This window comes from Amycolatopsis sp. SB7-3 (assembly GCF_041021335.1).
GTDB classification, from domain to species: domain Bacteria; phylum Actinomycetota; class Actinomycetes; order Mycobacteriales; family Pseudonocardiaceae; genus Amycolatopsis; species Amycolatopsis japonica.
Genome location: NZ_JBFPJQ010000001.1, coordinates 3,166,035 through 3,178,252, shown reverse-complemented (window position 1 = coordinate 3,178,252; position 12,218 = coordinate 3,166,035). Strand labels below are relative to the sequence as shown.

At 71.0% G+C, this 12,218-nt stretch carries 11 protein-coding genes and 1 pseudogene; 3 read left to right on the top strand and 9 right to left on the bottom strand.

Annotated features, from left to right (window positions below; all coding sequences use genetic code 11):
• Positions 1–34 precede the first annotated feature (34 nt).
• From AB8M46_RS15710 to AB8M46_RS15700, 3 genes and pseudogenes are all read left to right on the top strand, one after another.
• Positions 35–232 (top strand): annotated as a pseudogene (locus AB8M46_RS15710) (cold-shock protein); the annotation flags it as partial.
• A gap of 30 nt (positions 233–262) precedes the next feature.
• Entirely contained in the window at positions 263–970 is a 708-nt protein-coding gene (locus tag AB8M46_RS15705) for a cold-shock protein (protein WP_369797388.1), read from the top strand.
• A 126-nt stretch (positions 971–1,096) separates the two neighbouring features.
• Positions 1,097–1,801 (top strand): SRPBCC domain-containing protein, encoded by a 705-nt coding sequence (locus AB8M46_RS15700; protein WP_394360567.1) that lies wholly within the window; start codon positions 1,097–1,099, stop codon positions 1,799–1,801.
• Here AB8M46_RS15700 and AB8M46_RS15695 read toward each other — a convergent pair.
• From AB8M46_RS15695 to AB8M46_RS15655, 9 genes are all read right to left on the bottom strand, one after another.
• Positions 1,798–2,574, bottom strand: a complete 777-nt coding sequence (locus AB8M46_RS15695; RefSeq protein ID WP_394360566.1) for a hypothetical protein — start codon at positions 2,572–2,574, stop codon at positions 1,798–1,800. The genes AB8M46_RS15700 and AB8M46_RS15695 overlap by 4 nt on opposite strands.
• 226 nt (positions 2,575–2,800) lie before the next feature.
• The gene (gene purH / locus AB8M46_RS15690) at positions 2,801–4,363 is read right to left on the bottom strand and encodes a bifunctional phosphoribosylaminoimidazolecarboxamide formyltransferase/IMP cyclohydrolase (RefSeq protein ID WP_016331202.1); all 1,563 of its coding nucleotides are present in this window, start codon (positions 4,361–4,363) and stop codon (positions 2,801–2,803) included.
• The gene (gene purN / locus AB8M46_RS15685) at positions 4,360–4,977 is read right to left on the bottom strand and encodes a phosphoribosylglycinamide formyltransferase (protein WP_037332511.1); all 618 of its coding nucleotides are present in this window, start codon (positions 4,975–4,977) and stop codon (positions 4,360–4,362) included. Before purN ends, purH begins: the two co-directional genes overlap by 4 nt.
• A 76-nt stretch (positions 4,978–5,053) precedes the next feature.
• Positions 5,054–6,502, bottom strand: a complete 1,449-nt coding sequence (locus AB8M46_RS15680; protein WP_394360565.1) for a DUF6350 family protein — start codon at positions 6,500–6,502, stop codon at positions 5,054–5,056.
• A gap of 143 nt (positions 6,503–6,645) precedes the next feature.
• The gene (locus AB8M46_RS15675) at positions 6,646–7,452 is read right to left on the bottom strand and encodes a DUF5336 domain-containing protein (protein ID WP_394360564.1); all 807 of its coding nucleotides are present in this window, start codon (positions 7,450–7,452) and stop codon (positions 6,646–6,648) included.
• Between the two features lie 310 nt (positions 7,453–7,762).
• Complete coding sequence (sucD, locus tag AB8M46_RS15670; RefSeq protein WP_394360563.1) at positions 7,763–8,650, bottom strand: succinate--CoA ligase subunit alpha; 888 nt, start codon at positions 8,648–8,650, stop codon at positions 7,763–7,765.
• Between the two features lies 1 nt (position 8,651).
• Complete coding sequence (sucC, locus tag AB8M46_RS15665; protein ID WP_016331197.1) at positions 8,652–9,821, bottom strand: ADP-forming succinate--CoA ligase subunit beta; 1,170 nt, start codon at positions 9,819–9,821, stop codon at positions 8,652–8,654.
• Positions 9,822–9,938: 117 nt separating this feature from the next.
• Positions 9,939–10,298, bottom strand: a complete 360-nt coding sequence (locus tag AB8M46_RS15660; RefSeq protein ID WP_125732257.1) for a hypothetical protein — start codon at positions 10,296–10,298, stop codon at positions 9,939–9,941.
• The gene (locus AB8M46_RS15655; RefSeq protein WP_394360562.1) at positions 10,295–12,121 is read right to left on the bottom strand and encodes a hypothetical protein; all 1,827 of its coding nucleotides are present in this window, start codon (positions 12,119–12,121) and stop codon (positions 10,295–10,297) included. The genes AB8M46_RS15660 and AB8M46_RS15655 overlap by 4 nt, the downstream gene beginning before the upstream one ends.
• Positions 12,122–12,218: the final 97 nt, after the last annotated feature.

Genomic DNA, 12,218 nt, shown 5'->3' with positions numbered 1-12,218 from the left:
GGCCAATGCCCGCCCTCTCGACCTGGAGTCTTTTATGCCGCAAGGGACCGTCCGTTGGTTCGACGCCGAACGGGGTTTCGGCTTCCTCGCGCCCGAGGACGGCTCGCCGGACGTGTTCGTGCACGCCTCCGAGATCGTCGGGGACGGCGGCGCGAAAGTGCTCCGTGAGGGTCAGGCCGTCGTGTTCGAGGTCGGCGAGAACGACCGCGGGCCCCAGGCGCTGCGCGTTCGCGTCACCGCCGATGCGGCCGCCGGCAGCGCCGTGGGCCTGCTCGGCACCATCAACTGGTACGAGCCGGGCAAGGGGTACGGCTTCGCGTCGCCGGACGGCGGCGGCGCCGACGTCTTCGTGCACAGCTCCGCCATCGTGACCGGCGGCGTGGTCACCGAGGGGCAGCGGGTGGCCTTCCTGATCGTCGAAGGCGAGCGCGGACCGCAGGCCGGGCACGTGATCCCGCTGGGAGCAGGGGCCGGCTCACCCGCTGCGGCTGGTATCGCGGACGGTGCCGACGGCACGGTGGCCTGGTACGACGAGGACAAGGGCTTCGGCTTCATCAACCCCGACTCCGGCGCCGGGGACGTCTTCGTCCACGCCCGGGCCCTGGCCGAGGGGCTGACGTGGCTCGCGGAGGGCGACCGCGTCGCCTACGAGGTGACCAGTGGGGACAAGGGCCCGCAGGCCCGCGACGTGCACCTGGTCCGGGGCGCCGAGCCCCAGACGGCGCCGCAGCGGTCGGCACCTGCCGCGGCGGCGCGGGACGTGCCCGTACGAGGCGGCGAGGGCGTCGTCGCGCGCTACGACGACGACCGCGGCTTCGGCTTCATCACCCCGGACGCGGGCGGCGACGATCTCTTCGCCCACGCGTCCGTGATCATGGGGTCGGAGCCGCTGCGGAAGGGTGACCGGGTCCGGTACACGGTGCGTCAGAGCGACCGGGGCCCGCAGGCCGACCGCGTCGAACGCCTCTGAAGAGACGGCCCCACCGGAGGCTGATCACTTCCCGGCGGTAGTCGTAGCGAGCTAAATGCGCTCCGGTTGTCGAAAGCGCCCTTGGCCAGGCGTCGCTCTCATGAAGACACAAGAGAGAGGACAGTCATGGCGAAGGAATCCGAGGTCCGCTTCGAGGGCTTCATGCCCACCACCCCCGCCGACACCTGGGCCGCGATCACCACCGCCAGCGGCGGCTGGCTCTGGCCGATCCAGTACGAACCCCGCGACGGCGGCGCCGAGTCCGGCCTCACCCCCAACGGCGGCATGGTGACCGTCTGGAAGCCGTCGCGGCGCTTCGTCACGTACGCGGAAGACGAGACCGGCTGGTTCAACACGCTCGAATACCTCCTCGAACCGAAAGACGGAGGCACGTACCTGCGCTACGAGCACACCACCGTCCTCGACGACTGGGACGTCGAATACGACGCGTGCGAGCAGCACACGGCGTTCTACCACCACTCGCTGGGCGAGTACCTGACGCACTTCAACCGGCGTCAGGCGAAGTACTTCAAGGCCGATGCGCCCGACGCGTCGAAGGCTCCGGAGGCGTTCGAGACCGTGAAGGCGGCTCTAGGCGCGAAGGCCGTCGGCGACCGGGTGCATCTCGAAGTCGCCGACGTCGACGGTGTCGTCGACTACCTGACGCCGGCCTTCATCGGCGTCCGGACCGAAGACGCGCTGTACCGCTTCTACGGCCGGAACGTCTGGGGCTGGCCTGTGGGCATCGGGCACCACCTGTTCGCCGAAGACGCCGACGCGGACAAGGCCGCGAAGGCGTGGACAGCCTGGCTGAACGGCCTGTACGCCTAGCGGGGCAGGTTCTTCACGAGTTCGGCGCCCACGGATTTCGCCACTTCAGCGGACTCCGCGGGCGGGATCGGCGAGTTCGTGAAGAACCCCTTGTCCCAGCCCTTGTAGGTGACGAGGACGACGTACACGCCCTGGATGACCCGCAGCTCGGCGCCGCTGAAGGCGCTGTCGGTGTCGAGGGAGACGAGGACCGCCTTCTCCCCGATGCCCTGCACCTGCTGCTGGCGCTCGGACGGCGCGGCCGATCCGGTGGACGACTCGGCCGCGCGCTTCTCGGCGTCCGGGCCCTCGTGGCGGTAAATCATGACCTGGAGGGCGCGGTCGTGGACGTTGTCGCTCTCCGGCGGCAGCCAGGAACAGCCCTGCTGCTTGGTGACGATCTCGCCCGCTTTGATCTCGTTGTCGCGGACGCCCTGGAAGCTGGTGGTGAACGTCTTGTTCAGCAGCCCCGGGGAGACGGCGCACTCGGCGGGCGGCTGCTGTGAGACCGGCGCCTTGCCGACCGAGGAGTAGTACTCCGACGCGAAGATGGCGCCTGGGATGCCCAGCCCGAGAAGGACCACGACACCCACGATCACGCCGACGATCAGCCCGGTCTTTTTCTTCTTGGGCGGCTGCCCGTAGCCGGGCGGGCCATAGCCGGGCGGCGGACCGTATCCGGGACCGGCGGGCGGGCCGTAACCCGGCTGCTGTCCGTAGCCCGGCTGACCTCCCTGCCCAGGCGGCGGGCCGTAACCCGGCCCCTGGCCGTACCCCTGCGGCGGCTGGTGCACCGATCCTCCCCTGGCGACTCACTTACGTCCGCGTCGCGTTTAGCCCGCTAAAGGCGACATGCGCCCGGACCTGCGTTTCGCGGGCTAAACGCGATCCGGGGCCAGCATGGCACGAACCCCCGGGCCCAGGCACAGGGAACGCCCGCGGGCACCCCCGGATCGCGATTAGGGGGCTAAACGCAGGTCCGCGCGCGGATCGCGTTTAGCCCGCTAAACGCAGGTCGGCTCAGTGGGCGAAGTGCCGCGTGCCGGTGAGGTACAGGGTGACCCCGGCGGCCTCGGCGGCGGCGATGACCTCGGCGTCGCGGATCGAGCCGCCCGGCTGGACGACGGCGCGGACGCCGGCCTCCAGCAGGACCTCGAGCCCGTCCGGGAACGGGAAGAAGGCGTCCGAAGCGGCGACGGAGCCCTTCGCCCGGTCACCGGCCCGCGAGACGGCGAGCCGCGAGGAGTCGACCCGGTTGACCTGGCCCATGCCGACGCCGACGGTCGCGCCGTCGTTCGCCAGCAGGATCGCGTTCGACTTCACCGCGCGCAGCGAACGCCACGCGAACTCGAGGTCGGCCAGCGTCCGCTCGTCGGCGGGCGCGCCGGTCGCCAAGGTCCAGTTCGCCGGGTCGTCGCCCTCGGCGGCGATCGTGTCGACGGTCTGCACCAGCATGCCGCCCGAGATCGGCCGGAACTCGATCGGATCCGGCGACGTGATCGCGGGCAGCTTCAGCAGCCGCACGTTCTTCTTGCGCTGCAGGATCTCGAGCGCCTCGGCGTCGAAGTCCGGCGCCAGCACGACCTCGGTGAACACCTCGGAGATCTGCTCGGCGGCCTCACGGCTCACCGGCCGGTTGGTCGCGATCACCCCGCCGTACGCCGAAACCGGGTCGCACGCGTGCGCCTTCCGGTGCGCCTCGGCGATGTCCTCGCCGACCGCGATCCCGCACGGGTTGGCGTGCTTGATGATCGCGACGGCCGGGGCGTCGAAGTCGTAGGCGGCGCGGCGCGCGGCGTCGGTGTCGACGTAGTTGTTGTACGACATGGCCTTGCCGTGCAGCTGTTCCGCGTGCGCGAGGCCGGGCCGCCAGTGCTTGTACAGCGCGGCCTTCTGGTGCGGGTTCTCGCCGTAGCGCAGCACGTCGCCGCGCTCCCACGAAGCGCCGGTGAAGTCCGGGAAGCCGGAGTCGTCCGCGGGCGCGTAGACGTTGGCGAACCACGCGGCGACGGCGGTGTCGTACGCCGCCGTGTGCGCGTATGCCTGCGCGGCGAGCCGCTTGCGGTCGGCCAGCTCGAAACCGCCCGCCGCGACGCGCTCCAGCACCCATTCGTAGCGCGACGGGTCGACCACGACGGCGACGCTGTTGTGGTTCTTCGCCGCGGCGCGCACCATCGCCGGACCGCCGATGTCGATGTTCTCGACACAGTCCTCCGGGCTCGCCCCCGAGGCGACGGTCTGCGTGAACGGGTACAGGTTGACCACGAGCAGGTCGAACGGCGCGATGTCGAGCTGCTTGAGCTGCTCGACGTGCTCCGGGCGGTCACGGTCGGCCAGCAGACCGGCGTGCACGCGCGGGTGCAGCGTCTTGACCCGGCCGTCGAGGGACTCGGGGAACCCGGTGACCTCTTCGACCGGCGTCACCGGCACCCCGGCGTTCGCGATGACCTTCGCCGTGCCGCCGGTCGACACGATCTCGACACCCGCCGCGTGCAGCCCGGTGGCGAGTTCGAGCAGGCCGGCCTTGTCCGAGACGCCGATCAGCGCACGCCGGACGGGACGCTGTCCCTGTGCGGTACTCACGAAAACCTCACCTTTCGTCCCTCGACCGAGCACCCGCTCCGGCCGAGTTTCTCGATCGTTTCCACCAGGAGCCTGCGTTCCACGGCCTTGATCCGCTCGTGCAGGACGTTTTCGTCGTCGTCGGGCTCCACGATCACCGGCTCCTGCGCGATGATCGGCCCGGTGTCGACCCCGGCGTCGACGAAATGGACCGTCGACCCGGTGACCTTGACGGCCATCGCCAGCGCGTCGGCCACGGCGTGCGCGCCGGGGAACGACGGCAGCAGGGCCGGATGCGTGTTGATCACGCGGCCGGGGAACCGCGCGAGGAATTCGGCGCCGAGGATCTTCATGAACCCCGCGGAGACGACCAGGTCCGGCTGGTAGGCGGCGACGGCTTCGGTGATCGCCTTGTCCCAAGCCGCGCGATCCGGATGGTCGGCCATCCGCACGGTGAACGACGGCACGCCGGCGCGTTCGGCCCTGGTCAGCGCCGCGACCCCGGTGCGGTCCGCCCCGACGGCGACCACCTTCGCCGGGAAGTTCGGCTTTTCGACGGCGTCGAGCACGGCTTGCAGCAGCGTGCCGGAACCGGACGCGAGGACGACGAGCTTCACCGGAGTGGGCAGGTCCAACCGACTAGCCAGAACGGGCTCCTTGCCACGGCGGTACGCACTCGGGCGTACGGCGCTTCACCTGGTCGCGACAACCCTAACGGTCGTCGCCGGGGGCGCTTTCGTCGCCGGACCCGTCGGTGGACTCGGTCACAGCCTCGTCCTGCTCGGGCTCGGTTTCGGGCTCCGGTTCCTCCGGGACTTCGTCGGTGTCCTCGCCCAGCTCCCCGGCGAGTTCCGCTTCGGCCTCTTCGTCGAGTGCTTCGTCTTCGAGTGCTTCGGGTTCCTCGGCCGGTTCGGCTTCTTCTTCGACTTCGGTGATCTCTTCGACGTCGGGTTCACCCGGCGGTTCGGGGGCCTCGTGCGCTCCGGCGAAGAACGCGACGAACCCGCCGGGGACGACGATCCAGCAGAACGCGATCACGGACGCGACGCCGACCGGCACGCTGACCGGGTCGAACGGCCCGTCGCCGAGCCTGCCGCCGGAGACGGTCCCGAGGATGACGCAGCCGAACGCGACCAGCGCGCCCGCGACGGCGACCGCCCGCATCCGCAGCATCGGATCCTCGTCGATCGCGCGGATCCGCCAGCCGACCAGCGCACCGACCAGCGCGGGCAGGAGCAGCAACGCGGGCCACCAGGCAGCGTGGTGCGACGGGATCCCCGCCAGCACCGGCACCCCGGGCACCTGCCCTTCCTGGTAGCCGAACATGCCGACGGTCAGCGAGCCGACCGAGAAACCGGGCCCGGTGGTGAACGACAGCGCGGCGACGACCGCGTTGGGCAGATAGGCGACGGAGAGCACGAACAGGCCGAAACTCGCACCGAAGCCCGGCTCGAACAGACTGTCCACAGTGGACCAGGAGAGCGCGGTGGCCGCGGTGAAGACGACGGCGCCGCAGGCGATGAGGGCGGCCAGGCCGAGTGCGCCCGCCCGCAGGCCGTGGACGGCCACCGGGTCGAACCGGTCCCGGATCACGGCCGGAAGCCCGCAGACCTTGGCGACCCCGGCGACGGCGGCGAGCCCCGCGAGGAGGCCCGGCACGCAGAAAGCGGTCAGCGGGTTCACGTCGATCGGCGATCCACCGGCCGCCAGCGCGATCAGCACGCCGAACAGCGCGTGCGCCCCGGCGATCACCGTCACCACCGGGACGGCGTCCGCGGGGGTCCGGCCGCCGACACGGCGGGCGGCGCGCGCGGCCGCCCTCGCCACGAGCCAGCCGACGGCGAGCGTCGGCAGCAGCGGCAGCACGCCGAGCGGATGACCGCCGAGGTCGAGTTCCACCTGCCACGAGGCGAGCCAGCCGGGGCCGGCGGCGAGCAGGGCGCCGGTGGCGGAGAACCGGGTCCGGTCGGCGGCGAACGAGACCACCGCGAGCACCGCCGCGATGGCGGTATAGGAGAAGAGCAGGGGCGCGCAGGCGGCGGCGAGCAACACACGAACCCGCTTCGCCCTGGAGACCTCCAGCTCGGGGACGAGGTCGCTCACCGGCTCTTCGCCCGGCGGGCGTTCGTCGCGGGTGAGCAGCTTCATGAACCGCACCATGACATCCGGACTGGGCCGTCCGGGTGAGGCACGCCGCCGCCGGTCGGGGCACGTGGCCCAACCCACCCGGTCGGGTACCCCGGAAAAGAAAAACACCCGCTGTGACACGGAGAGTCACAGCGGGTGCTTGCGTGTTCGGAAACTCAGCTCTGCTGGCCGAAACCACCGGGCGGCGTGCCCGGGTTCTGGCCGGGCTCCGACGACGAGGACGGCTGCTGGAAGAACTGGCCCTGCTGCGGCGCGTACGTCGTGGCCTGCTGGCCCGGCGGCTGCGTCACCGGCGGCTGGAACCCGCCCGGCTGCGAGAACGGACCGGACTGCTCGCCCGGCTGCTGCCCCTGCTGGCCCGCGCCGGGGAACGGCTGGACCTGCGTGGCGGCCGGGCCCTGCTGACCCTGCTGGCCGAACGGACCCTGCGGGCCCTGCTGCGGGAACTGCTGGCTGTACGGGGCCTGCGGCGCCTGCTGCTGGGGCTTCGCGGCGGGCAGCTTGATGACGTCGTGTTCGAAGAGCAGCGCGGCGACCGCGACCAGCATCTGCAGGATGCCGAGGATCAGCACCACGGTGAGGATGCCCGGGACCGAGACGTCCTCACGACCGCTTCCGTAACCGATGACCAGGTCCAGCGCGCCGAAAGCGCCGATGACGCTGAACAACGCGGCGAACGGCAGCGTCTTCGGGCCGCGCGGCAGCGCGTGCAGGGCCGCGAGCAGACCGCTGACCAGGAGGAAGACCGAGACCTGTCCGGCGGCGTCGGCCTCGTCGGAGAAACCGATGAAGAACTGCACCAGGCCGAGGACGGTGACGGCGAGCGCGAGCAGCAACGCCAGGTTCAGCGGGGCGGCCGGTGACGGCGCCTGCTGCTGAGGGAAGGCCCCCGAGGCGGGGTTGGGGTGTTGCTGGCCGCCACCCTGCTGGGGGTAGCCGGGCCCACCGCTGGGATAGGACATCCGAATGCTCTCCTGTCGTTCGACCGGCACCCCGGGGCGCGCGGGACTCCCGGGACAAACGAGGCGGCTGTGATGCTCGAACGCTAGCGCACACGCGGACACCCCACGCCTCGGGCTCTGAGACGTCTGTACACCCGATCAGGTTCCCGGCGGAACCCCTTCCCGACCGTCGGATCGCGTTTAGCCCGCGAAACGCAGGTCGGCCGCGGACGTGCGTTTCGCGGGCTAAACGCGATCCGGGGCGAAAAGAGGCGGGCCGAGCACCGGTGAGGGTGCCCGGCCCGCCGGGGGAAGCTCAGTCTCCGAAGGATCAGAGGCTGTTGTACAGCTCGCGCGCCAGGACGGCGGTCTCGCTCGGGGTCTTCCCGACCTTGACGCCGGCGGCCTCGAGGGCCTCCTTCTTCGCGGCGGCCGTGCCGGAGGAGCCGGAGACGATGGCGCCGGCGTGGCCCATGGTCTTGCCCTCGGGCGCGGTGAAGCCGGCGACGTAGCCGACGACCGGCTTCGTCACGTTGTCCTTGATGTAGGCCGCGGCGCGCTCTTCGGCGTCGCCGCCGATTTCGCCGATCATCACGATGACCTTGGTCTCGGGGTCGGCCTCGAACGCCTCGAGGGCGTCGATGTGCGTCGTGCCGATGACCGGGTCGCCGCCGATGCCGACACCGGTCGAGAAACCGATGTCACGCAGCTCGTACATCATCTGGTAGGTCAGCGTGCCCGACTTCGACACGAGGCCGATCGGGCCCGCGCCGGTGATGTCGGCCGGGATGATGCCGGCGTTCGACTTGCCGGGGCTGATCACGCCGGGGCAGTTCGGCCCGATGATGCGGGTCTTGTTGCCGGTCGCGACGGCGTGCGCCCAGAAGTAGGCGGAGTCGTGCACCGGGATGCCCTCGGTGATCACCACGGCGAGCGGGATCTCGGCGTCGATCGCCTCGATGACCGCGTCCTTGGCGAACTTCGGCGGCACGAAGATGACCGAAACGTCGGCGCCGGTCTCCTTGACGGCCTCCTCGACCGTGCCGAACACGGTGAGGTCCTTGCCCTCGATGGTGACGGTCTGGCCGGCCTTGCGGGCGTTGACGCCGCCCACGATGTTCGTGCCGGACTTCAGCATCTTGGTCGCGTGCTTCATGCCCTCGGAGCCGGTGAGCCCCTGGACGATGACCTTGCTGTTCTCGTTGATGAAGATCGACATCTCACGCACCTGCCGCGGCGAGCTCGGCGGCCTTGTCGGCCGCGTTGTCCATTGTGTCCACCACGGTGACCAGCGGGTGGTTCGCGTCGGCCAGGATCTGGCGACCCTCGACGACGTTGTTGCCGTCCAGCCGCACGACGAGCGGCTTGGTGGCCTCGTCGCCCAGGATCTTCAGCGCCTCGACGATGCCGTTCGCGACCGCGTCGCAAGCGGTGATGCCACCGAAGACGTTGACGAAGACGCTCTTCACGTCGGTGTCGTTGAGGATGACGTCCAGACCGGCCGCCATGACCTCGGCCGAAGCGCCGCCGCCGATGTCGAGGAAGTTGGCGGGCTTGACGCCGCCGTGCTTCTCGCCCGCGTAGGCCACGACGTCCAGCGTGGACATCACGAGGCCCGCGCCGTTGCCGATGATGCCGACCTCGCCGTCGAGCTTGACGTAGTTGAGGTCCTTGGCCTTGGCCTTCGCCTCGAGCGGGTTCTCCGCGTCCTTGTCGACCAGGGCCTCGTGGCCCGGCTGACGGAACGAGGCGTTCTCGTCGAGGGTGACCTTGCCGTCGAGGGCGATGATCTTGTCCTGCGGGTCACGGACCAGCGGGTTGACCTCGACCAGCGTGGCGTCCTCGGAGACGAAGGTCTCCCAGAGCTTCACGACGACGTCGGCGGCCTCGTCGACGACCTTCTCCGGGAACTTGCCCGCGGTCAGGATCTCGACGGCCTTCGCCTTGTCGACACCGGCGATCGCGTCGACCGGGATCTTCGCGAGCGCTTCGGGGCGCTCGACGGCCAGCTGCTCGATCTCCACGCCACCTTCGGCCGAAGCCATCGCGAGGAAGGTGCGGTTCGCACGGTCCAGCAGGAAGGAGAAGTAGTACTCCTCGGCGATGTCCGAGGCTTCGGCCACCAGCACGCGACGCGTGATGTGGCCCTTGATGTCGAGACCGAGGATCGCCTCGGCCTTCTCGGCGGCCTCATCCGGCGTCTGGGCCAGCTTGACGCCGCCGGCCTTGCCGCGGCCGCCGGTCTTGACCTGCGCCTTGATGACGACCTGGTTGCCGATCTTCTCGGCGGTGGCCTTGGCTTCTTCGGGGGTGTTTGCCACGGCACCCGGCAGAACCGGTACTCCGTGGGCGGCGAAGAGATCCCTCGCCTGGTATTCGTAGAGGTCCACTACTCCAGTCTCCTGACGACACGCCACTGTGGTGGTCCGTTGCCGGACCGCGCTGTCGGACCAGTCGAGGTTAGCGACCTGCGCAGAAGCAGGGGACTCCGCACCTGGTGAAGTCGGTCACCGTACGCGGTCAGACGGTGTTTCCACGGTGTGAGACCGCACACCGGAGACCCAGTTCGCCGCGTCTTCCTGGCTTTCGAAGGCGTTGTCGAACCCGCTCGGGCCGTTACCGACCGCGAAGAGCAGAACGCCCGGGAGCGTTTCGGCGAGCCCTTCCGGTTCGCTCGCGCCACGCAGGATCCCGAGGATGTCCGGATCCTCCTGTTCAACCGTCCGGACGAGTTGTTCGACGGTGTCGAGACATCCGGCGTAGACGACCTCGACGCCTTCGTCGCGCAGCAATCTGCCGAGCGCGACCGCCGAACCTTCCTCGACACCGAACTCGGCCAGCACGACCCGAAGAAGAGGCCGGGTCATCCGGCCCGCCGTGAACCCGCGACGGCCATCCCGGCCGCGACGAGGGTGACGACGGCGCCGCCCAGCGCGAGCCAGAACCCCACCCCTGCCGACGAGCCGTCGTACTCCGAGCCGACGAGCGGCAGTTCCGCCGCGCGCAGGCCGAGCACCAGCGCGGCCCCGGCCAGCGCGGACGCCGCGGCGACCGGCCGCGAACGCGGGACGAGCGCGTACAAGCCGAGAACGACCGCCAGCGCGCCGAGCAGGCCCCACGACGCCGCGCCGAAGTTCGACCACAGTCCCGGGGCGGTGTAGCCGGGCGCGCCGAACACCGGGGTGCCGAACGCGGCGATCGCCAAGACCGCGGCCGCGACGACCGGGGTGAGCACGGTCCCGCTCACGCGCGTTTCGTCCGTTTCTTCCTCGGAATCGTCGCGTTCCACGACGCCGGTGATCACCGCGGCGAGCGCGGCCAGCGCCGCCAGCACGAGCGCGATGAACGTCCAGGTGACCCCGGCGCCCGCCGAGTAGCCGACCTTGTCCGGCAACGGCACCGGCAGGTCGACCCCGAACAATGCCGGGTCCACCGCCTTGTCCTCGGTCACGGACAAGGCCGCGCCCAGCACCGCCGCGCCCGCGAGGACGACGCCCGCCCACGTGGCCGCGACGACTCCCCTGGCGAACGCCGAGAGCCGCGGCACGAAGACGAACAGCGCCGGCACGGCGAGCACGACGGAGGCACCGAGCAGCAGCCAGCGCGCGGGTGTCTCGGAGACGGGCGTCGGACCGTTGGCCTTCAGCACCGGGGCAAGCGCACCCGCGGCCGCGGCACCGGCGGCCAGCAACGCCAGGCCTCCGGTGGCCAGCCGCCACCAGAACAGTCCGGGCAGCCTGGCTTCGCCCGCCAGGTCACCGGTGACGGCCTCGTCCGCTTCCGCGACGTCGAACCGGGTGAAGGCCAGTCCGACCAGCGCCAGACCGGCGATGGTCACCACCACCGAACCCGGCGCGACCGAAAGCCGGTCCACGACCAGCCCCGCGACCACCGGCGGGACACCGACGGCGAGCGCCGCCAGCCCCGCGCCCGCGAAGCCGCCCTTGCCGACCCCGGCCGAAGGCGAGCTCACGGCCACGAGCACCGTCAGCGGCAGCAAGGCCGCGAGCAGCAGGTACCCGGCCATCGCGACCGTCGGGCCCTCGAAGGCGTTCTTGGCCAGGAGGTACGCGTTGCCCGAACCGAACGGCGCGAGCAGCAGACCGACCCCGCCCGCCACGCCGAGCACGGGGCCGAGCAACCGCCAGCGGCGCCGTCCGTCGAGTTCACCCGCCAGTTCCGCCTCGTCGCGGGCGGTCCCGGCGGCGAAGGCCCCGGCCGCGAGGGTGAGCAGGTGCCCCGCCACCAGCGGCCACAGTCCCGGCCCGGCCTGCGGCATCGCAAGCAGCCTGTCGGCGAGGAACAACTCCGGACGCGCGGCCAGGGAACCATCCGCGAGCAGCTGCAGATCCAGCAGCAGCCGCCCGGGCGCGAGCGCGGTGAGCCCGAGCACCAGGCCCGCCGTGAGCCCCGGACGCCCGGAGACCAGTGCGTAGAGCACGGCCGCCGCGGGCGCCAAGGCCAGCACGACCAGCAAGGGAGCGGCGGTGAACCCGGGCGAACCACCCTGGACGACGGGCATCAGCGCGCCGGCGGCCAGCGCGACCGCACCGGCCGACACCAGCCCCGCCGACAGCAGGAGCGCTCGCGGGCGGGCGCCCGGTTCGCTCCGGAGAAGTTCGGCGGACGCGGTCCCGGGGACGGCTTGCCCGGTGGTTTCGTCACCAGGGTGCCGTGAGCGCGAAGTCATCGACGGCGACGCTAGCAAGCCGGGCTCGGCCGGGCCCGGCAGCAGGGGCACCAGCGTGGCCGAACGCCTCCTCGCCGTGACTGGCCGGCCTGGCTCC

What these genes read in the sequence shown, in the direction of transcription:
- AB8M46_RS15700 (WP_394360567.1), top strand. Translation starts at nt 1,097, where the DNA reads ATGGCGAAGGAATCCGAGGTCCGCTTCGAGGGCTTCATGCCCACCACC.
- AB8M46_RS15680 (WP_394360565.1), bottom strand. Translation starts at nt 6,502, where the DNA reads ATGGTGCGGTTCATGAAGCTGCTCACCCGCGACGAACGCCCGCCGGGC.
- AB8M46_RS15675 (WP_394360564.1), bottom strand. Translation starts at nt 7,452, where the DNA reads ATGTCCTATCCCAGCGGTGGGCCCGGCTACCCCCAGCAGGGTGGCGGC.
- sucD (WP_394360563.1), bottom strand. Translation starts at nt 8,650, where the DNA reads ATGTCGATCTTCATCAACGAGAACAGCAAGGTCATCGTCCAGGGGCTC.
- AB8M46_RS15660 (WP_125732257.1), bottom strand. Translation starts at nt 10,298, where the DNA reads ATGACCCGGCCTCTTCTTCGGGTCGTGCTGGCCGAGTTCGGTGTCGAG.
- AB8M46_RS15655 (WP_394360562.1), bottom strand. Translation starts at nt 12,121, where the DNA reads ATGACTTCGCGCTCACGGCACCCTGGTGACGAAACCACCGGGCAAGCC.